Below are 20,443 nucleotides of genomic sequence, written 5' to 3'. Positions count from 1 at the left end.
TTAACGCTCCTTCGTCATGGTGCGAGAGGCAGCCCGTGGCTGGGCAGTGCCGCCTCGCGCGAATCGTCTCAAGGAGCACATGTTGCCACGCCCCCTCGCCCGACTCGATCTGAGCTTTCTGCAGCGCCCTGCACAAGCCGCCGTGCCTTCTCCATCTACCGAGCTGCGCAGTGGCGAAGCGACGCTACGGATGGCCATGTCGCGAATGCCGCCTGTCGAGTTTGCGCGCGCGAGCGCCACGCCCGCGTATTCGACGTTGGCTCGACTCGAATGGGGAAACGAAAGCAATGGCTTCACGCTGACCACGGATCCAATCGACGTCTTCATCCATGCGTCACGCCGCAACGGCTCCGCCGACGGCCAGTTCGCCGGCGATAAATTCCATCTGAGCGTCGAACCCGGCAGCATGAACGCGGCATGGGATGCAATTTCGCCCCTGCTCTTGTCGGCGGACAGCCCGTTCGACAAATGGAAAATAACCGACATGACCCGGTGCCCCGACCACGCGCGCGTGTACCGAGGGGCCCAGTTCACCCTCTACGCCAAAACCGACACCGATACCCATTACACGGCTGAGCATCTGAAACGTATACAGTCATTCGTCGGGGAGTTGGAATCCGCATTATCGAATGCGGGTGTACCTGCGGGCGAGCGCCCGGCATCGGATGCCTCGTCGTTCCAGTGGAATTATGCGTCCTATCGCAACGAGCATCGCAGCGACCGCGCGGGATCGACCGACCAACACGCACAGCTCGCGCAGGAACCGTTTTTCAAGCTGACGAGCGGAAACTGAAGCGTTGCACCGCCGGTATGCAGGCCAAAGCGTGACGGCCAATCGACGATCGCGCCGGTTCCCTGCCGGTTCCCTGCCGCTTGCCGGCGCGATCGTCTTGATCATCGGGCTTACCTGCCGCGCCCGGTCTGCTCATGGGCGCGCGCATCGACGAACGCCATGCGCATCGAACAGGCGCTCTCGCTCGCCGCCGAATAGCTCAGCGCAGGCGTTCGGATGGTGTACTCATCCGTCACGCCCAAGCCACCGGTGTCCTGGCGCCACCCGATCGCCGTCTGAAACGCGCCTGCCGAACCGTAGTCGATGTCTTGACCATCGGCGAAGATCATGCCGATCGCATACTCCTCGCGCTCGGCAGCGCACGCCCCGGGCGCGGCCACGTCCATCGAATCGCCGGGCGCGATGCGATACGTTCCCCGCGCCGCATGGCTGCCGAACATCAGATGCTGGTCGTCCCAGTTCGGATCGCCGAGGATGAACAGGTCGTGGCTCGCGAGGTTGGTCACTCGAACGATTGCATCGGTCACGATTCGGCACCGCCTTGCCTGCCGGATGCTTCGAGCCCGGTCTGCCCGGCCGTGTACACCTCGCACCCGTGGTCGTACATCACGGCAATCGTTCGATCCTCCGCTGGCTCGGCCGGCGCCGAGCGTGCGAAGCGCTCGCCCGGCACGCTGGCAAGCGGCGGATACGGCTCGCCGCCCACGATCGTCGGAACGTAGCCGATCGGAACGTACTCCTGGCCGAGCGGGTGCCCGGACGTTGTCTGGGGGGCCGCAACCGCATGAATGGCGATGGTCATGATGCGCTCTCCTCAATCGAACGATCGCTGCGGCAGGCGATTCCCGGGCGGGCCGCTGCTACCGTAGCGCGGGCGATCGTTGCACCATCGCATTTTCGGTGGGGGCGCCGGTACGACATTCGGACGCAATGAAGGCTGCGGTTCGGATCGATAGCGTGGGCCCTGACCGTATTCACGCGCCATGCGCATGAACGAGTGCGATGTCGTGACTGATCGCCGCGAGCGGCATGACCTTGTCCACGCCGCCGCGCTTGATCGCCTCGCGCGGCATGCCGAAGACGACACAGCTCTCTTCGTCTTGTGCGATCGTGCGCGCGCCCGCCGTGTGCATCTCGGCAAGCCCCGCCGCGCCGTCGTCGCCCATGCCGGTCATGATGACCCCGAGCGCGTTGCGCCCCGCGCAGCGCGCGACCGAGCGAAACAGCACGTCCACCGACGGGCGATGGCGATTGACGAGCGGACCGTCGATGACGTCCACGAAGTACTGCGCGCCGTTACGGCGCACCGTCATGTGCTTGCCGCCGGGTGCAATCAGCGCGCGCCCCGGCATCACACGGTCGCCCGGGCGCGCTTCGCGCACTTCGATCTCGCAGAGCTTGTCGAGCCGCTCGGCAAACGCGGCCGTGAATTTCTCCGGCATGTGCTGGACGACGACGATACCGGGCGACACACGCGGCAGCGCCGTCAATACGACTTCCAGCGCCTGCGTGCCGCCCGTCGACGTACCGATCGCGACGATGCGCTCGGTCGTTTGCGCAAGCGCCGCGCCGGCGGTGTGCGCCGGGACGGCCATCGGCGGCAGCACGACGTCGGCCGTGTGCTTCGGCACCGGCACGGCGGCGGGCTGGCGCCGCACGAGGCGGCTCGCATTCGCCCGTGCGGCGGCGCGAATCGTCGCGCTCAATTCGTCGGCCGAGTCCACCAGAAACTGCTTGAGGCCAAGCCGCGGCTTGGCCACGACCGACACCGCACCGGCCGCGAGCGCGTCCACCGTCGTGCGTGCGCCCTTCTCCGTCAGCGTCGAGCAGATCACGACGGGCGTCGGCCGCTCCGCCATGATCTTCTTGAGGAACGTGATGCCATCCATACGCGGCATTTCGACGTCGAGCAGAATGACGTCGGGCCAGCCGCCGGCAAGGCGGCTCATCGCGACGATCGGATCCGCTACGGCATCCATGACCTCGATGCCGGCCGCCTCCAGCATGCCCGAGACGACCTGCCTCACGACGGCCGAATCGTCGACGATCAATACGCGGATGCGGCTCATCGGGTTCTCGTCTCACTGCCCGGCGAGCCCGGGCTTCGGTCAATGGATAGGATCGATCAATACGAAACGAAATGCGATTCGTCGAGCTCGCTTCCGTATTCGTTTCCGTCGTCGGGCAGCGCAGCGGGCGGCAGTGCCTGCACCTGTATCGCGGCACGCGGGAGCGCCCGCGCGGAGGGCGCCGGCGGCGCCGATGCGCCCGCGCGACGCGGCGCCCCAACCCGGCCCGCCTTCGCGCCGCGGATCTTGAAGAAGCTCATCGTCTGGCGCAGTTGCTCGGTCTGCGTGTTCATCGTCTCGGCCGTCGCGGCCAGTTCCTCCGAGCCCGACGCGTTTTGCTGCGTCGTCTGACTCAGTTGGGCCACGGCGCTGTTGATCTGGTTGACGCCCGCTGACTGCTCCTCGGACGACGCCGTGATCTCCTGCACGAGGTCGGACGTCTTGCGAATGTTCGGCACCATCTGATCGAGCAGATGCCCGGCCTTCTCCGCCAGTTCGACGCTCGACGCCGCCACGTTGCCGATTTCCTGCGCCGCCACCTGGCTGCGCTCGGCGAGTTTGCGGACCTCCGCCGCCACCACCGCGAATCCCTTCCCATGCTCGCCCGCGCGCGCCGCCTCGATGGCGGCATTCAACGCGAGCAGATTGGTCTGGTAGGCGATGTCGTCGATGATGCCGATCTTCTGCGCAATCTGCTTCATCGCGCTGACGGTTGCCTTGACCGCTTCGCCGCCTTCGTTCGCTTCATTGGCCGCCTTGCTCGCCATGCCGTCGGTCACGCGCGCATTTTCGGTATTCTGCGAGATCGACGCCGTCATCTGTTCGAGCGAGGCGCTCGTCTCCTCCACGCTCGCCGCCTGCACGCTCGCGGCCTGCGAGAGCGACTGCGCGGCCGCGCTGACTTCCTCGGATGCATTCGCGAGCGCCATCGCCCCGCCGTTGACCTCGTTCACCACGTCGGCAAGCTTCATGGCCGTGCTGTTCACGCTTTCGCAAAGCGCCTTGAGCTGCCCCTCGAAGGCGGTGCTGGCCGTTTGCGTGAGATCGCCGCCTTCGATCGCCTTCAATACGCGGCCGGTCTCGTTGAGCGGCTCGATGACGGCGTCGAGCGTCAGATTGATCCCTTCGACGATGCGGCGGAAGTCACCTTGGTGCATCGCCGCGTCGGCACGCGTTTCGAGCCGCCCCGCGCGCGCCGCGGCCACGAGCGAGGCCGTGTCGGTGATGAGCGCCTTCAGATTGCGGCGCACCTGCTCGATCGTCTCGTTGATGAAGGCTTTCTTGCCGGGGAACGGCTCGAGCGGCGCCTCGAAGTTGCCACGCCCGAACTCGGCCACGCAGGCCATCGCCTTCTTCTTCACCGCGATGTGGCCCGCCACCATCTTGTTGATCCCTTCGGCCATCGTCCGGAACGCGCCGTCGAAATGCTCGGCCGCGATCGCCACGTCGATGTCGCCCTTGTCGTGCTCGGTCGACATCCGGTTCATCTCGGCGATGATCCCGTTAAGGTTGCGTCGCACTTGTTCGATCGTCTCGTTGATGAACGCCTTCTTGCCGGGGAACGGCTCGAGCGGGGCCGCGAAGTTGCCGCGTCCGAATTCGGCCACGCAGGCCATCGCCTTCTTCTTCACCGCGATGTGGCCGCCCACCATTTTGTTGATGCCCTCGGCCATGGTCCGGAACGCGCCGTCGAAGTCGTCGGCCGCAATCGCCGCATCGATGTCGCCCTTGTCGTGCTCGGCCGACATCCGGTTGATCTCCGCAATGATCCGGTTCAGATTGCCGCGCACCTGCTCGATCGTCTCGTTGATGAACGCCTTCTTGCCCGGGAACGGCTCGAGCGGGGCCGCGAAGTTGCCGCGTCCGAACTCCGCCACGCAGGCCATCGCCTTCTTCTTCACCGCGATGTGGCCCGCCACCATCTTGTTGATGCCCTCGGCCATCGTCCGAAACTCGCCTTTCAGACAGTCGACGTCGATCGTCACGTCGATATCGCCCTCGTCATGGCCGCGCGACATCCGCCCAAGCTCGCTCTTGAGCATGCGCAGCGCGTCTCTCGTCTCGCCGAGCGCAGCCCCGAGAGGGTCCCCTGTGCCAGCAGGCTCGACATCCAGACGGCCGGCCGCGAGTTGGAGCGCGACCTCGCGGGCGAACCGCACCGGGCGTGCGGCGGCTCGGTCGAGCCACAGGCCGGTGACGATCGCCGCGAGCCCGAGCCCCGCGGCAAGGCCGATCGTCGCCGCAGGCGCAAGCACGCGCAGCGCGCCGAGGATCGCGATCGTGGCGAGCGCGATGGCGCTCGCCGCCGTGCACAACCACAGACGGCGTGCGAAAAATGAATCGTTGGAGCTCATGATGGATTACCGAAGGACGGGCAGAAAGAAGGACGGAGTCAATACGAGAGTTCGGGCGACGCGGCGTGCCGCTCTCCGACCAGCTCGGCCAAATCGTCGATTGCGAGAACATGCTCGACGGAAAGCAGGATGACGAAGCGCTCTCGCACCTTCGCCATGCCCGCAATGAAATCGGTGCGCAACTGCGCACCGAAGGCGGGGGCGGGCTCGATATCGGCGGCAGCGATATCGAGCACTTCGCTCACGCCGTCGACGACGACGCCCACCACGGGCACGTCGCTGCCGGCGCCAAGTTCGACGATGACGATGCACGTGCGCTTGGTAACGGGCCGCGGGTCGCGCCCGAAGCGCGCCTGAAGGTCGACTACGGGCACCACGGCGCCTCGCAGGTTGATGACGCCGCGCACCGTGCGCGGCATCATCGGCACCGGCGTCACGTCGTGGAACTCGATGATTTCCTTGATCGTGAGAATACCGATGCCGAACATTTCGCCGCCGAGGACGAACGTGAGATATTGCGCCGAATGCTGCGCGGCGGGCGGCGTCGAATCGGGCTGGGTCGAGCGGTTCATGAGACAGGCCTAACAGGTTGCAAGTGCCGGGGCGGCAGGCGGATTCAAGGCGCCAGCGGCGCCAGCGGCGCCAGCGGCACCGGCGGAGCCTGCGGAGCCCGAAGGCCCCACCATCCGCATCAAGTCGCCGATGTCGAGGATCAGCGCGACTTCGCCGCTGCCGAGAATCGTGGAGCCGCTCACGCCGCGCACGTTGCCGAATACTTTCGACAGCGGCTTGATGACGGTCTGCGCCTCGCCGAGCAAACGGTCGACCACGAGCCCGAAGCGCTGGCCGGCATGCTTGACCACGACGATGTTGGGCCGGAGGCTGCGCGGCCCGCCAAGCGCGAAATGCTCGCGCAGACGAACGAATGGCAGCACCTGCCCGCGCAGATCGGTGTAGTCGTGCATGCCGCTCGCCGAGAACTCGATACACTCGTCGACGGCATCGAGCGGCAAGACGAAGATCGAATCGCCCACGCAAACCTGGAAGCCGTCGATGATCGCGAGCGTGAGCGGCAGACGCACCGAGACGGTGGTGCCGAGCCCCGGGCGACTGTCGATGCCGATGCTGCCGCGCAGCGCGGCGATATTGCGCTTGACCACGTCCATGCCCACACCGCGCCCGGAGAGATTGGTCACGCGTTCGGCGGTGGAAAAGCCGGGCTCGAAAATGAGCGCGTGCACCTCGTCGTCGGATAGCGCCGCGTCGGGGGGCACGATGCCGCGCTCGATCGCCTTGGCGAGGATGCGCGCGCGATCGAGGCCGCCCCCGTCGTCGCGCACCTCGATGACGATCGCCCCCGAATCGTGGAAGGCATTGAGCGTGAGCGTGCCCTGTTCGGGCTTGCCGCGCGCGCGCCGGACCTCCGCGGGCTCGATGCCGTGATCCATCGAATTGCGCACGAGGTGCGTGAGCGGATCGCCGATCTTCTCGACCACCGTCTTGTCGAGCTCCGTGTCCTCGCCCTGAACGACCAGATCGATACGCTTGCCGAGCTCCTGTGCAACGTCATGCACGACACGGCGAAAGCGGTTGAAAGTCGCGCCGATCTTGACCATGCGCAACTGCAGCGCGCTGTCTCTGACCCGCTGAATGAGGCCGTTGAGCGTGGCCGCCGATTCGCGCAGTGCCACGTCCTGGGCCTTGCGCGCCGCAAGTTCGGTACTCGCCGATGCGGTGATGAGCTCGCCCACCAGATCGATCAGATGATCGAGCTTGTCGGCGTCGATGCGGATCGAATGCGCCTCGCCCGATTTGACCTCGCGCGCGGGCGCCGCGGCGGCCCTTGCAAGCGCCGGTGCGGCGCCCGCCGCCGTTGTGGCCATGGCGGCCGAAGGGCCGTTCGTCGCGGTAGCGTCGTCGCCCGGGGCGACCGCCTCCGTCATCGCTTGCCCGGTACCCCCGGATTCGACACGAGTCGATGTCCGCCCCCGTGGCGGCGCTGGCTCGCCGTCCACCTCGATCCGCAACCTGCAGTCTTCGCGGACGAATTCGAAAGCGCCTTCGATGGCTTCCCGTGCCGCATCGCTCACAAGCGAAATGTCGAACGACAAATAGCAGGCCTCGGGGTCGAGCGTCTCGAGCGGCGGCACGGCATTGCCGTTCGTCGCCACGCTCGTGACCTCGCCCAGCCGCGCGAGGTAATGGATGATCGACAGCGGGTCCATTCCGTTGCGCAGCACGGGCTCGCCGCATTCGAGCGCGATACGCCAGCACCGCGGCATCATGCCGGGGTGCGCGCCGCCGCCGTCGTCCTCATTCGTATCCGGTGCAGCCGTGCCGTCATGATCCGAGCCGGGCAGATAGCGGCCGAGTTTGTCCGCGAGCGGCGCCGCACGCGCGGCGAGCGCCTCATCGTCGCAGTTGCCCGTCTCGGCCGTCAGTTCGACGAGCAACCCGATGTGGTCGCCACAGGCGAGCAGCAATGAAATCAGCGGCTCGTCGACGGCGATTTCATTGTCGCGGACGCGATCGAGCACGCTTTCCACGACGTGCGTGAACGTCACGATCGCGTCGATGCCGAAAAGCCCCGCCGAGCCCTTGATCGTGTGAGCGGCGCGGAACACGGCGTTGATTTCGTCGGCGGGTGCGGCGCTCTCGCGCATGCCGAGCAGGCCGCCTTCCATCTGCGCGAGCAGTTCGCGGCTCTCGGCGATGAACGTTTGCAGGGCGTCGTCGAGATTCATGACGTCGCCCGCTCGAGTTCGGGAACGACCGCAGCGGATGAATCGCCGCCAGCCAGCATGCCACCGAGGCCGAGCAGCGTCAGCGTTGCTCGCAGGCCCTCGCTCGCGGCGACAAACTCGCACGCATGGCGGCGCTCGTCCGCGCTGCGCCGTGCGGCGAAGAGCAGTTGCGCGCCGGCGCAGTCGATCTCGGAAACCGCCGACAGATCGAAGCGCACGTGCGTCGCCTCTTCGATCGAAGCGAGCAGCACGTCCTTGAGTTCAGCGGCGTGGTAGATCGTCATCGGGATGTCGATCGGCACGGTGATGGCAGTAGTCATGTTCGGCATTCCGTCATCGCCGCTATTCAAGGCAAGACCAGCTTCTCGACTGCCGCGAGCAGTTGCGGCGGCTGAAACGGCTTGACGACCCATGCCTTCGCGCCGGCGAGCTGGCCCTCGCGCTTTTTCGCGTCCTGGCTCTCCGTCGTCAACATCACGATGGGCGTGAACTTGTAGGCGGGCATCTGCTTGACCGCCTTGATGAACGAAATGCCGTCCATGTTCGGCATATTCAGATCGCTGATCATGAGATGGACCTTCTGGCCCTGCAGCTTCGACAATGCGTCCTTGCCGTCGCAGCCCTCGATGACTTCATAGCCCGCACCGCGAAGCGCAATGCCGACGACTTGCCGTACCGAAGCGGAATCGTCGACGATCAGGATGGTCTTTGCCATGGCGATCCTCAAAAGAAAGTGATGTCGGAGCTGGGCTCCGACGCCTGTGCGGGCACATGTTTCCCGCCGCGATGCAGCGCGCGCTCCTCGGCCATCGCGTAGGTGCGCTCTAGCTCGCCGAGCAACGGGCCCGCGTCGAGCGCCGGCAGCGAAGCACCGGGGCCCCGTCGTGCGCACTGCGTGTCGATGACGGCGGGCATCTGTTCGATATTGGCCCGGACGTGCTGCATGATCTGGCTCACGCGGTCCTGAAACTGCAACTGCACGAGCGCTTCGTAGACCTCGGACTTGATGCTGAGGCTCTCGTCGCGCAGCAGTTGGGCCGCCGATTCGAGCGAGGAAGTGAAATCGCGAAAGCGTACGAGCACCTGCTCGATTGCGCGTTGCGAATCCGACATCGCGGTCGCGTCCTCTTCGGCCGTATGCTCCGCAGCCGCGCAGGCCGAGACGATCGCGTCTCGAATAGTCTCGATCTTGGCAGCGATGTTCGCGCCCGTTTCGCTCGATTTGCGCGAGAGCGCCCGCACCTCCTGTGCGACGGTGGCAAAGCCGCGCCCCACTTCCCCCGCATGCGCGGCCTCGATCGCCGCATTGATCGCGAGGAGATTGGTCTGCTGCGTAATGAGCTTGATCGCCTCGACCATGTCGCGCAGTTCCTCTACGAAGCCGTTGAGGCCCTGGACTTTGCCGAGCATTTCGGTTTTGCTGTCCACGGCCGCGCGCTGGCGCAGCACGACCGCCTGCAGTTCGTGTTCGCTCGATGCGTAGACGTCGCTGCCGCCCGACGCCCCCGTGCCGCCGCCCGCGGATGCGCCGAGCACGGTATCGAGCCGCGAAGCGATGGCGGCAAAGCGCGCGCTCAATGCGGTAATCGCCTCCTCCATCTGCGAGCGCGACGATTCGATATGCCGCGACCAGACCGGGGCCAGTTCCGCTCCGAACGCGCGCTGGCTTTCGAAGTACCGTGTCAGGCACTGCGCGAGACGGGCATCGGCGGCCCGGTGCCGCCAGCCCGCGAGACCGCCGCACGCGGCGAGTACGATGCCGGCAGCGAATCCCACACCGCTGAAGGAAGAGACGAGGAGACAGGCCAATGCACCCACACCACCCAGAACCGGGGCTGTCAGCCAGAGAAACCTATCGTGCGTATACGTCATGAACCCTTCGACCATCTTCGGCACGGCGAAATAACTGACGCCGTGCGGTATTCGAAAAACAAAACCGCGGACATGAGCGCGTTTACGTTTTACGCAGCGGTTTCTTGATCGAACCCGTCGGGCGACAGCACGAAAATTAATCAGGGGCCGGATTGGATATGGCGGGGAACAGGAAAATCCCTTTTATTTTTCAGACAAACACGAAAGATCTAACTCGGCGATACTGCCTGGCCGCCGTATCTCTCGCTTATTGGGCGCATCGACCCGGCATTCGTCGTACGCTGAATTAAACATTCCCGTCATTTGATCCAGATCAAATGGCAAAAAGGCTCGATTTCAAACAAGCGTTCTTAAAAGTAATTGAAGTAATTTAATTGCATCAATTAAAACGAACGGGGACGGCCCGCTCATCCGACGGTAATCCATTCGTCGACGATGCCTGTGTCGAGCGCCTGCATGGCGCCGTCGAAAACGAGGCGCCCATGCCCCATGACGGCCGCTCGCGCGGCGACTTCACGCGCTATCGTGAAGCGCTGCTCGATCAATAGCACGGCGCCGCCCGCCGCGCTCACCGCACGCAGGCAGTCCATGACGTCGGCCACGGCGCGCGGCGCCAGGCCCTCCGTCGGTTCGTCGACGACCAGCAGGCGGGGCCTGCCGAGCAACGCGCGCACGAGGGCGAGCATTTGCTGCTCGCCGCCCGAGAGGCGGCCAGCCGGCGTGCGGCGGCGCGCGGCCAACATCGGAAAGCGTGCGTACGATTCGTCGAGCGCGGCGCGTGCCACGCGCCGTTGCACGCCCATGCCCGGCCGCAGGCCGAGCCGCAGGTTCTCGTCGACCGTGAGCGTCGGAAAAACATCGCGCCGCTCGGCCACGTAGCCGATCCCGCGTCGCGCAATTTCGAACGTGGGCAGCGCGCCCAGCTCTTCGCCGTCGAAACGCACCGAGCCCTCGCGATCGACGAGTCCGACGAGGGCTTTCGCCAACGTCGAGCGCCCGGCACCGTTGCGCCCGAGCAGCGCCACCACCTCGCCCGCGCCGATCTTCAGGTCGACCCCGTGGAGCACGCGCGCCTCGCCATATGACGCACGCAACCCCGCAACGACCAGCAGCGGCGCCGTCATGGCGTGTCCTCGCCGAGGTATGCCGCGCGCACGCGCGCGTCGGCGCGGATCGCGTCGGGCGTGCCCGTGGCGACGATACGCCCCTGCACGAGTACCGAGACGCGGTCGGCGAGGCCGAACACCGCCTCCATGTCGTGTTCGATCATCAGAAGCGCCTTGCCCTCGCTCACACGGCGCAACAAGGCCACCGCGCGGCGCGCCTCGTCGCGGTTCATGCCGGCTGTCGGCTCGTCGACGAGCAACGTCGCGGCGCCGCTCGCAACGGCAATGCCGAGATCGAGCGCCCGCTGCTCGCCGTAGCTGAGCGTTCCCGCCAGCCGCTCGGCTGCCTCGGCGAGCGCGAGTGCGTCGAGCAGTTGCCAGGCCCGTGCGTCGACCTCGCGAGCCGCGCCGACGAAGCGCCGCCAACCGCGCGGACGGGCGCTGCCGCAGCGCACGGCGCAGCGCAGGTTCTCGAGCACCGTCATCCGCGCGAAGATGCTCGTCGTCTGAAAGCTGCGCGCGAGCCCCATTCGCGCGATTGCGTGCGGCGGCCGTCCCGTGACATCGATCCCGCCGACGAAAACACGGCCCCGGCTCGGCCGCACCACGCCGCCGATCACATCGAAGAGTGTCGATTTACCCGCGCCGTTCGGACCGATCAACGCATGCCGCTCGCCGGCTTCGATCGAGAGATCCACACCGGCAAGCACGCAGGTCGCGCCGAACCGCTGCTCGACCCCGGTGAGCGTCAACGCCGCCTGTCTCACGTTTGCCTCCCGCGCGCGACCGCGCGAGTACGCGTGGCCGACACATGTTGCGCCGCACGTGCCGCTGCCGCGCCGATGCACAGCAAGCCTGCCGCAACGCCCCACGTAACCGGCGATGCCGCCTCGAAACGCAGGCCGCCGATACGCCATGGCGCGCCCGTTTCGTCGAATGCAAACTGCCGCGCGTAGAGCGTTTCGACGATCAGCACAAGCGCCGCAATCCAGGCGAGTACGGCTGCCGCGCGAAGCGAACAGCCGACGAGCATGGCGCGCGAGCCGTGATGAGCCAGCGCCCGCCTGTGCCGCGCGGCGGCGCCCACGAGCCCGTCCGGCGCTCGCATGACCACGGCAATGAAAAGCAAGCCCAGATAGAAAGGCCAGGCCCGCGTGGCCGGCGCGAGCGCGACACCGAAACCGGTCAGCACGATAGCGCCGAGCACCGGCCCGAAAAACGATTGGCTGCCGCCGATCACCGTCGCGATGAGCACCGAGGCCGAGCGCGCCATGCCCACGCCCTCGGCCGAGGCGAGTTCGATGTCGATCAACCCGAGCGTACCGGCCACACCCGCGAAGAACGCCGACAGAACGACCATCGCGTGTCGCACGCGACGCGGATCGGTCCCGAGCGCGGCGACGCGGGCCGCGTTGTCGCGCACCGCATTGGCGACGCGCGCGAGCGGCGTGCACGTGAGCGCCCAAAGCGCGGCACTCGCGAACAGGCACCAGACCGCGACGACCCAGTAAGCTTCGCGCGCCGGCCCGAACGTCCATCGGCCCCACGCGGGTCCCGCCATCCGGTCGATCGAGACGCCGGCCGCGCCGCCGAATCCGTCGGGCAGCGCCCATACCGCGGCGGCGGCGAGCTCGCCGATGCCGAGCGTGATCATCGCGAACGCGGTCCCGGCGCGGCGCGTGGCGACGAAACCGAACGGCAGCGCCAGGGCCGCGGCGGCCGCGCCGCCCACGAGCGGAAGAAGCGGCAAGGCGATCGCGTATCGATTGAACGCGTGAGCCGCGACGAAGGCCGCCAGCCCCGCATAGGCCGCATGACCGAACGACAGCAGCCCGGTCTCGCCGAGCAGCAGGTTGTACGAAAGCGCCAGCACGATCATGACCGCCGTTTGAGCAAGATAGGCGAGCATCCAGTCGTGGCTGCCGACAACGGTGGGCGGCACCGCAAAAAGCGCGAGCAGCATCGCCCAGGGCGTGCACGCGGCCGCGCGGCGCCACCGCGAGCGAGGTGGCGCGTCCTGGAGCCTATGCTTCATGGCCTTGCGTTCCGGCAAGGCCGCGCGGCCGGCAGGCGAGCATCGCGACGAGCAGCAGATACGGCACGAGCGGCGCCAGTTGCGCGAGCGTGAGCGCCGCCCACTGCGCGGGCAGCCGCATGCCGACAGCATCGGCCAGCGCACCGAGGCGCCAGGGTGCGGCCGTCGCGAGCGTCTGCACACAGCCGATCAGCAGCGACGGGGCGAAGGCACCGCCGACCGAGCCCAGGCCGCCGATCACCACGACGACGAACACGATCGAGCCGACTGCGTCGGCCATGCCCGGCTCCACCACGGCAAGCGGTGCGCCGACCACGCCGGCCAGCGCGGCAAGGCCGGCGCCGAGCGCGAACACGAGCGTACCGATGCGGGGTACGTCGTGACCGAGCGCCTCGACGGCCTGCCGGTGCGTGAGCGCCGCGCGCAGCACGAGCCCCGTGTTGGAAAAACGCAGCGCGGCATGAATGAGCGCAAGCATGGCAAGGGCGACCGCTGTGACGAACGCGCGATAGCGCGAAAACGTCGCGCCGCCGAGCACGAAGAACGGACCGTCGAGCGCGGCGGGCGCGGGGGCCGAGAGCGTACCGGGCCCCCAGACGAGCTTCACGGCTTCCGCCAGCAAATACGCGAGGCCGAACGTGAGCAGCAGTTCGTGCAACGGGCCATGCGGCCGTACGCGCCGCAACAGCAACCGCTCGACGAGCGCGCCGGCCACCGCGACCAGAACGGGTGCGGCGAAGAGTGCCGGCCAGAAGCTCCATCGGCCGGCGACAGCGCAGCCCAGGTACGCGCCGAGCATATAGAAGCTCGCATGCGCGAAATTCAGCACGCCGAGAAAACTGAAGATCAACGTGAGCCCGGACGAAAGCATGAAGAGCAGCAGCCCATAGCTCACGCCGTTGAGTACATCGACGACGAACGAAAGCATCCGCGGCGGCCTCAGTCCTGCCCGACGAGGAGCGGCGCGAGCGCCGCGCGCAGCGGTTCGCCCAGCGGAACGGGCCGCCGGCTGGCGCGATCGACGTACACGTGAACGAAATGCCCTTGCGCAGCCGGCGTGTCGCTGTCTTCCTTGAAAAGGCCGACCTCGTAGCGCACGCTCGAGGTGCCGATTCGCGCGACGCGCAAGCCCGCATCGACACGATCGGGAAAGACGAGCGGCGCGAAGTAGTTGCATTGCGTCTCGACGACAAGCCCGATCGTCGAACCGCCTTCGACGTCGAGCACACCCGAGCGGATCAGATACTCGTTGACCACCGTATCGAAGTAGCTGTAGTAGACGACGTTGTTGACGTGCCCGTAGACATCGTTATCCATCCAGCGTGTGCCGATGGCGAGAAAATGGCGATAGGCGGAGCGGGCGTGAGCGGCGGGCTTGTTCATGGGGCGGCGGAATGACACTGAACGGCACTGAACGGCTGCGAAAAATGCCTGGAGTCGGTTGCGGGAGATGCGCGCGGCGCACGCGTCATTGTCCTGGGCGTTCGACGAGCTCGAAAGGCAAGCCCCGCCTGCGCATCCATTCGGCGAGCGCGAGACCGGTACCGGCACGCCACGGGCGCAACCGGGCCGGCTCGACGAGCCGGTACTCGAGCAGCTCGGGCGACAGCGCGATCGTGCCGTGCGCGCGCACATGATAGGCGATGATGAGCTCGTTCTTGCGCATGAACTCGTACACGCCGACGAGCTCGACCGTCTCGGCCCGCAGCGAAGTCTCTTCGAGCACTTCCCTGGCGATGCCCTCCTCGGGCGTCTCGCCGTTTTCGAGGAACCCGGTGATGAGCGCGAAGGTGCCCTCGGGCCATGCGGCATTGCGCGCGAGCAGGATCCTGCCCTCGTACTCGACGATTGCCGCGACCACGGGCACCGGGTTGTTCCAATGCACGAACCCGCAGTCGAGGTCGGGACACGCACGCCGCACCCGGGCGCCTTCTTCGATCGCATCGGTGCGCTCGACAAGGGGTTTCGCGCAGCGCGGACAATATTGGTAGTCGCTCATGAATGGCAGGAGAACGCTCATAGCCCCCCCAGGCCGCAAAGCGCCCATTTTAGCGGCTTTGCCGCGCCGCTCGCGGGCGGTCCCTTTGCCGCCTGTGCGTGCGCGCCGCTCAGCGCTGCCGCGCCGTCGCCGCGGCCAGCACGACCAGGCCGGCGGCGCCCGCGCCAAGCACGCCGGCGGCGAGCCACAGCGCCGGCGAGAACGACCCGACGCGCGCGGCGATCGGCGCGGCCACGAGCGGCCCCGCGATCTGCCCGATGCCGTAGGCTGCTGTCGCATAACCCATGAGGCCCGCGGCCCGCTCGCCTTTCAGCAGTCGCGCCTCGCGCATCGCAAAAAGCGTGATGGCCGTGAACGGCAGGCCGATCAGCAGACTGCCGACGGCAAATCCGGCCGTCGTCGGAAACACGACCCCGAGCGCGATTCCGGCCGCCTGAAGCAGATAGCACCCGGCCAGCAGCAGCCGGTTGTCCCAGGCGACCGGCAGGCGTGCCGCCAGCAGCGAGCCCGGAATCAGCGCCGCGCCGAACATCGGCCAGAAGAGATCGGGCCACGCCGAGCCCGGCAGCGCCTGCCGCGCAATGACGGGCAGAAACGTCGCAGTGATGATGTAGCCGAAGCCGGGCATCCCGTAAAGCAGCACGAGCCATGCACTCTGGACGCGCCTCGTGCGGGCGCTGGCGTCGTGCGCATCGGTCGCATGGCTGCCGCCCGCCGCGGCTGCGTTCGCCGCCGCGCGAGCGGCGCTCCCGGTCATATCGCTTCGCGGCTGCCGCGCCGTGCCGAAGATGCGCCAGATCGCGACGGTCACCGCGGCGCAGATGACTCCGAAGCCAATCCAGCCGAAGGCTGCGCCCTGCCGCTCGAACACGCTGGCCAGCAGCCCCGTGGCGACGATCCCGATGCCGGGCCCCGTATAAATGACGCCCCCCCACGCGTGCGCGCCGCGGCGCGCGAGCGCGGCGAGCCCCCATTGCGAGGCGAACACGAACGTCCATGCGCTGACGGCGCCAGCCACGAAACGTACGAGTGCCCAGGCCCAGAACGTGTCGATGACCCCCATGGCGAGCGTCAACAGCACCGTGGCCGCCAGGCCCGCGCGCACGACGCGGCCAGGCTCGGCGCGCAGCGCCGCGCAAGTCAGGGCGCCGACGAAGTAGCCGGCGTAATTCGACGACGCCAGCCACCCGCCCTGCCGCAAATCGAGCGCGCCGGCGTGCAGCATGACGGGCAAGAGCGGCGTGAACGCGAAGCGCCCCACCCCGAGCGCGACAGCCAATGCCGCCATGCAGGCGAGGGCGGCGCGCGCGGGGCTCGGCGCGGCGTCGGCGGAAGCAGCGTCGGTGGAAGCGGGGGCAGGACGGGCGGCGTCGATCATCGGCACATCGGCTCCAAGGAAAGAAGAAAGAATGCCAAACAGCCCACGGCGGCGAACCTGTCAGGCGGCATGTCGACCATCGCAGCGGGCAACGACGTCATCCTAGCTTGACCCGGAATTCTCTAAAAATGAATAATACTGATTCAATCCATCACCAGGAGAGAACGATGGACCTTGCCGCGCTGACGGTATTCCGTGCGGTCGTGCGCGAGAACGGCGTGACGCGCGCGGCGGCAAAGCTCAATCGCGTACAGTCGAACGTGACCGCCCGACTCAAGCAACTCGAAGCGGAACTCGGCACGGCGCTTTTCGCGCGCGACGGCCGCCGACTCGTGCTGACGCCCGCGGGCGAGACCCTGCTGCCGTACGCCGAACGTCTGCTCGCGCTGGCCGACGAGGCGCGCAACGCGCTCAGCGACACCCGCCCGCACGGGCGCCTCGCGCTCGGTACGATGGAAAGCACGGCTGCGAGCCGGCTACCCGCGCCGCTCGCGCGTTACCACCAGCAGTGGCCAGACGTCGCGCTCGAGTTGACGACGGATACCTCGAAATGTCTGCTCGAACGGCTGCGCAAGTATGAAATCGACGCGGCACTTCTGGCGAGGCCGCCCGCGCCCGATACGCTCGACGACACGCTGGACGCGGTCCCGGTTTTCCGCGAAACGCTCGTCATGCTGACGCCGCGCGGGCACCGCCCGATTCGCGCAGCCGGCGACATTGCGCTTTCGACGCTCGTTGCATTCGAGCGCGGCTGCGCCTACCGCGGCTATGTCGAGCGCTGGTATGCCGAACATGGCATAAGGCCGGCGCGCGTGCTCGAGCTGGGCTCGTACCATGCGATCGTCGCCTGCGTCGCCGCAGGTGCGGGCGTGGCGGTCGCACCGCGCTCCGTGCTCGACGTCCTCGCGCGCGGCATGCATAACGTGGCCGTCCACCCGCTTATCGAGTTCGAAGCCATCGACACGCTGCTCGTCTGGCGCCGTGGTCAGGCCTCCGCGGCCCTGGCCGCACTGCGCGACACGCTGCTCGAGCGAACGAACGCGGAGCCGGGCTCCGCGGCGCAAACGAGCGCCACGACGGGGCCGGCAGCGGCCGAATCGGTCTAAGCCCGTCCGAGCCGACTAAACCGGTCTGGTCCCGGCCGATCCGGATCGGCATCCGCATGGCACAAAAAAAAACCGCAGGCGTCATTCGCTGTCTGCGGTTTCTCTTTCGCTCGGGGGCTTGCCGCCCGGGCGGCGACCTTCAGGGCCTGAAGCAGCAGCGCGGGCGACCCGCGCGCCACAACGACGCGATCAGAGCTGGCCCTGCACCCATTCCTTGACGGAGGCCAGCGCCGCGCCCAGGTTGCCGGGCTCGGTGCCGCCGGCCTGGGCCATGTCGGGCCGACCGCCGCCCTTGCCGCCCACCTTCTGCGCGACGAAGTTGACGAGTTCGCCCGCCTTGACCTTCTTGCTCGCTTCGGCGGTCACGCCCGCAATGAGGCTGACCTTGCCGCCATCCACGGCCGCCAGCACGATCGCAGCATGCTTGAGTTTGTCCTTGAGCTTGTCGACCGTCTCGCGCAGCGTCTTGACGTCCGCACCGTCGAGCGTCGCTGCGAGCACCTGCACGCCGGCCACGTCCACCGCCTGCGCCGCCAGCTCGTCGCCCTGGCTCGAGGCCAGCTTCGACTTCAGGGCCGCCAGTTCCTTCTCGAGCGACTTCACCTGCTCCTGGACCTGCCCGATGCGCTGCGTGAGCTCGGCCGGCTGTGCCTTGAGGGCCGCCGCGGCGGCGCCGACCTGCTGCTCGAGCGTCTGCACGTAGCGCACGGCGTTGTCGCCCGTGACGGCCTCGACGCGCCGCACGCCCGCCGCCACGCCGGTCTCGGCAACGATCTTGAACAGACCGATATCCCCGGTGCGATGCACGTGCGTGCCGCCGCAAAGCTCCCGCGAGAAACCGAGATCGAGTACGCGCACCTCATCGCCGTATTTCTCGCCGAAAAGCGCCATGGCGCCGCCCTTCACGGCCTCGTCGAAAGGCATGACGCGCACGATGCCGGGCGCGTTCGCGAGCACCTCGGCGTTGACGATGTCCTCGACGCGACGCACTTCGTCGTCCGTCATCGGCGAGTGATGCACGAAGTCGAAGCGGGTCTTCTCGGGGTCGACGAGCGAGCCCTTTTGCTGGACGTGCGAACCGAGCACCTCGCGCAGCGCCTTGTGCATCAGGTGCGTGGCCGAGTGGTTGCGAGCCGTGCGGGCGCGGCGGATCGCATCGATCTCGGCCTTCACGACGTCGCCGACCTTCAGCGTGCCCTGCTCGAGCGTGCCGTGATGGCCGATCACATCGGCCTGCACCTTGAGCGTGTCGGCCACGGCGAAGCGCAGGCTCGCGTTGGCGAGCACGCCCATGTCGCCGACCTGGCCGCCCGATTCGGCGTAAAACGGCGTGTGATCGAGCACGACAACCGCGTCCTGGCCTTTTTCGACCTGCTGAACGGCAGTGCCGTCGACGTAGAGCGCAACGACCTTCGCATCGTCGAAGATCTGCTCCTCGTAGCCGTGGAACGTGGTTTTCGCGCCCGCGTATTCGAGCCCCTGCGTCATCTTGAACTTGCCGGCCGCGCGAGCCTGCTCGCGCTGACGCGACATCGCCTCGTCGAACGCCGCTTCGTCCACCGACACGCCCCGCTCCCGGCAAACGTCGGCCGTCAGATCGAGCGGGAAGCCGTAGGTGTCGTGCAGCTTGAAGGCCACTTCGCCGTCGAGTACTTTCTCGCCCTTGACGTCGAGCTCGGCGAGCGCCGCATCGAGAATCGACATGCCGTGCTCGATCGTCTCGAAAAAGCGCTCCTCTTCCTGGCGAAGGATGTCCGTCACCCGCGTCTGCGCATCGGCCAGCTCGGGATAGGCGCCGCCCATCTCCTTGACGAGATCGGCCACGAGCTTGTTGAAGAACGGCTCCTTGCGGCCGAGCTTGTAGCCGTGGCGGATCGCACGGCGCACGATCCGGCGCAAGACGTAGCCGCGGCCCTCGTTGCCCGGAATCACGCCGTCGACGATGAGAAAGGAGCAGGCGCGGATGTGATCGGCGATGACCTTCAGCGAGTTGTTGGCGAGGTCGGCCACACCCGTCTCGCGCGCCGCGGCCGCGATGAGCGCCTGGAACAGGTCGATCTCGTAATTGCTGTGCACGTGCTGCAGCACGGCGGCGATGCGCTCGAGGCCCATGCCGGTATCCACGCAGGGCTTCGGCAGCGGCGTCATGTTGCCCTGCGCGTCGCGGTTGAACTGCATGAACACGAGGTTCCAGATCTCGATGTAGCGGTCGCCGTCTTCCTCGGGGGATCCCGGCGGCCCGCCCCAGACGTCGGGACCGTGGTCGTAGAAAATTTCCGAACACGGGCCGCACGGGCCGGTATCGGCCATCTGCCAGAAGTTGTCGGACGCGTAGCGCGCGCCCTTGTTGTCGCCGATGCGGATGATCCGCCCGGTCGGCACGCCCACCTCCTTGGCCCAGATGTCGTACGCCTCGTCGTCTTCCTGGTACACGGTGACCCAAAGCTTGTCTTTCGGCAACTGGTAGACCGCCGTCAGCAACTCCCAAGCGTAGTGGATCGCGTCGCGCTTGAAATAGTCGCCGAACGAGAAATTGCCGAGCATTTCGAAGAACGTGTGGTGCCGCGCCGTGTAGCCGACGTTCTCGAGGTCGTTGTGCTTGCCGCCGGCGCGCACGCTGCGCTGAGCTGTCGTGGCGCGCGTGTACGGCCGCTTCTCGGCGCCGAGAAACACGTCTTTGAACTGCACCATGCCCGAATTGGTGAAGAGGAGCGTCGGGTCGTTGCCGGGCACGAGGCTCGACGAACGGACGATCGTGTGGCCCTTCGATTCGAAGAACTTGAGGAATTTCTCGCGGATTTCGGCGGCTTTCATAAAGGACTGGGGACGGTCTCGACTGGAATGCGGCCGCTCGCCCCGCTTCGGGCGTCTTCTCGGCCGTTTTTACCCTAAACGACCAATTATACGGAAATGTCGCCCGGACGCCGCACACGGGATGTGCGCGCGGCGGACGCAGGCCAGCGAGCGCCGAACCGCCGGGCGCCCGA

The 20,443-nt window shown here is 67.1% G+C and carries 19 protein-coding genes and 1 pseudogene; 2 read left to right on the top strand and 18 right to left on the bottom strand.

Annotated features, from left to right (window positions below; all coding sequences use genetic code 11):
• The first annotated feature begins 16 nt into the window (after positions 1 to 16).
• On the top strand, positions 17 to 793 hold the full coding sequence (ospF, locus tag U0034_RS17180; RefSeq protein ID WP_085227083.1) for a type III secretion system effector phosphothreonine lyase: 777 nt from the start codon (positions 17 to 19) through the stop codon (positions 791 to 793).
• Between the two features lie 110 nt (positions 794 to 903).
• Here the strand turns inward: ospF and U0034_RS17175 are convergent, their stop codons facing one another.
• The 17 genes and pseudogenes from U0034_RS17175 to U0034_RS17100 all read right to left on the bottom strand — a co-directional run bounded on the left by U0034_RS17175 (position 904) and on the right by U0034_RS17100 (position 16,350).
• Positions 904 to 1,320: a hypothetical protein gene (locus tag U0034_RS17175; RefSeq protein ID WP_139831142.1), complete on the bottom strand. Its 417-nt coding sequence runs from the start codon at positions 1,318 to 1,320 to the stop codon at positions 904 to 906.
• Positions 1,317 to 1,595, bottom strand: a complete 279-nt coding sequence (locus tag U0034_RS17170; protein WP_085227078.1) for a hypothetical protein — start codon at positions 1,593 to 1,595, stop codon at positions 1,317 to 1,319. Before U0034_RS17170 ends, U0034_RS17175 begins: the two co-directional genes overlap by 4 nt.
• Before the next feature lie 172 nt (positions 1,596 to 1,767).
• Positions 1,768 to 2,862, bottom strand: coding sequence for a protein-glutamate methylesterase/protein-glutamine glutaminase (locus U0034_RS17165; RefSeq protein WP_085227076.1), 1,095 nt, complete (start codon positions 2,860 to 2,862; stop codon positions 1,768 to 1,770).
• 56 nt (positions 2,863 to 2,918) lie between these two features.
• Positions 2,919 to 4,610: a methyl-accepting chemotaxis protein gene (locus U0034_RS17160; protein ID WP_386092253.1), complete on the bottom strand. Its 1,692-nt coding sequence runs from the start codon at positions 4,608 to 4,610 to the stop codon at positions 2,919 to 2,921.
• Between the two features lie 87 nt (positions 4,611 to 4,697).
• A pseudogene (locus U0034_RS29250) lies at positions 4,698 to 4,748 on the bottom strand (hypothetical protein); the annotation flags it as partial.
• A gap of 506 nt (positions 4,749 to 5,254) precedes the next feature.
• Complete coding sequence (locus U0034_RS17155) at positions 5,255 to 5,788, bottom strand: chemotaxis protein CheW (protein ID WP_085227072.1); 534 nt, start codon at positions 5,786 to 5,788, stop codon at positions 5,255 to 5,257.
• A gap of 9 nt (positions 5,789 to 5,797) precedes the next feature.
• Positions 5,798 to 7,960, bottom strand: a complete 2,163-nt coding sequence (locus U0034_RS17150) for a chemotaxis protein CheA (RefSeq protein WP_085227070.1) — start codon at positions 7,958 to 7,960, stop codon at positions 5,798 to 5,800.
• Positions 7,957 to 8,280, bottom strand: a complete 324-nt coding sequence (locus U0034_RS17145; protein ID WP_085227265.1) for an STAS domain-containing protein — start codon at positions 8,278 to 8,280, stop codon at positions 7,957 to 7,959. The genes U0034_RS17150 and U0034_RS17145 overlap by 4 nt, the downstream gene beginning before the upstream one ends.
• A 26-nt stretch (positions 8,281 to 8,306) precedes the next feature.
• The gene (locus tag U0034_RS17140) at positions 8,307 to 8,675 is read right to left on the bottom strand and encodes a response regulator (RefSeq protein ID WP_085227068.1); all 369 of its coding nucleotides are present in this window, start codon (positions 8,673 to 8,675) and stop codon (positions 8,307 to 8,309) included.
• 8 nt (positions 8,676 to 8,683) lie between these two features.
• Positions 8,684 to 9,832 (bottom strand): methyl-accepting chemotaxis protein, encoded by a 1,149-nt coding sequence (locus U0034_RS17135; protein ID WP_085227264.1) that lies wholly within the window; start codon positions 9,830 to 9,832, stop codon positions 8,684 to 8,686.
• Between the two features lie 407 nt (positions 9,833 to 10,239).
• The gene (locus U0034_RS17130; protein ID WP_085227066.1) at positions 10,240 to 10,956 is read right to left on the bottom strand and encodes an ABC transporter ATP-binding protein; all 717 of its coding nucleotides are present in this window, start codon (positions 10,954 to 10,956) and stop codon (positions 10,240 to 10,242) included.
• Entirely contained in the window at positions 10,953 to 11,705 is a 753-nt protein-coding gene (locus tag U0034_RS17125; RefSeq protein ID WP_170151677.1) for an ABC transporter ATP-binding protein, read from the bottom strand. The genes U0034_RS17130 and U0034_RS17125 overlap by 4 nt, the downstream gene beginning before the upstream one ends.
• Positions 11,702 to 12,973, bottom strand: a complete 1,272-nt coding sequence (locus tag U0034_RS17120) for a branched-chain amino acid ABC transporter permease (protein ID WP_085227061.1) — start codon at positions 12,971 to 12,973, stop codon at positions 11,702 to 11,704. The genes U0034_RS17125 and U0034_RS17120 overlap by 4 nt, the downstream gene beginning before the upstream one ends.
• Entirely contained in the window at positions 12,963 to 13,901 is a 939-nt protein-coding gene (locus U0034_RS17115) for a branched-chain amino acid ABC transporter permease (protein WP_085227059.1), read from the bottom strand. Before U0034_RS17115 ends, U0034_RS17120 begins: the two co-directional genes overlap by 11 nt.
• Before the next feature lie 11 nt (positions 13,902 to 13,912).
• The gene (locus U0034_RS17110; protein ID WP_085227057.1) at positions 13,913 to 14,356 is read right to left on the bottom strand and encodes an acyl-CoA thioesterase; all 444 of its coding nucleotides are present in this window, start codon (positions 14,354 to 14,356) and stop codon (positions 13,913 to 13,915) included.
• A gap of 85 nt (positions 14,357 to 14,441) precedes the next feature.
• Positions 14,442 to 14,972: an NUDIX domain-containing protein gene (locus U0034_RS17105; protein ID WP_085227263.1), complete on the bottom strand. Its 531-nt coding sequence runs from the start codon at positions 14,970 to 14,972 to the stop codon at positions 14,442 to 14,444.
• Between the two features lie 109 nt (positions 14,973 to 15,081).
• A complete protein-coding gene (locus U0034_RS17100) occupies positions 15,082 to 16,350 on the bottom strand; it encodes a YbfB/YjiJ family MFS transporter (RefSeq protein ID WP_233211790.1) in 1,269 nt (422 codons plus the stop codon).
• Between the two features lie 167 nt (positions 16,351 to 16,517).
• Here U0034_RS17100 and U0034_RS17095 point away from each other — a divergent pair, with 167 nt between their 5' ends.
• The gene (locus U0034_RS17095; RefSeq protein WP_085227055.1) at positions 16,518 to 17,456 is read left to right on the top strand and encodes a LysR family transcriptional regulator; all 939 of its coding nucleotides are present in this window, start codon (positions 16,518 to 16,520) and stop codon (positions 17,454 to 17,456) included.
• 189 nt (positions 17,457 to 17,645) lie between these two features.
• Here U0034_RS17095 and alaS read toward each other — a convergent pair whose 3' ends face one another.
• On the bottom strand, positions 17,646 to 20,270 hold the full coding sequence (gene alaS, locus U0034_RS17090; RefSeq protein WP_085227053.1) for an alanine--tRNA ligase: 2,625 nt from the start codon (positions 20,268 to 20,270) through the stop codon (positions 17,646 to 17,648).
• Positions 20,271 to 20,443 lie beyond the last annotated feature (173 nt).

It is taken from the genome of Trinickia caryophylli, assembly GCF_034424545.1.
GTDB classification, from domain to species: domain Bacteria; phylum Pseudomonadota; class Gammaproteobacteria; order Burkholderiales; family Burkholderiaceae; genus Trinickia; species Trinickia caryophylli.
The sequence above is the reverse complement of the archived record's forward strand: the minus strand, read 5'-3'. Positions and strand labels throughout refer to the sequence as shown.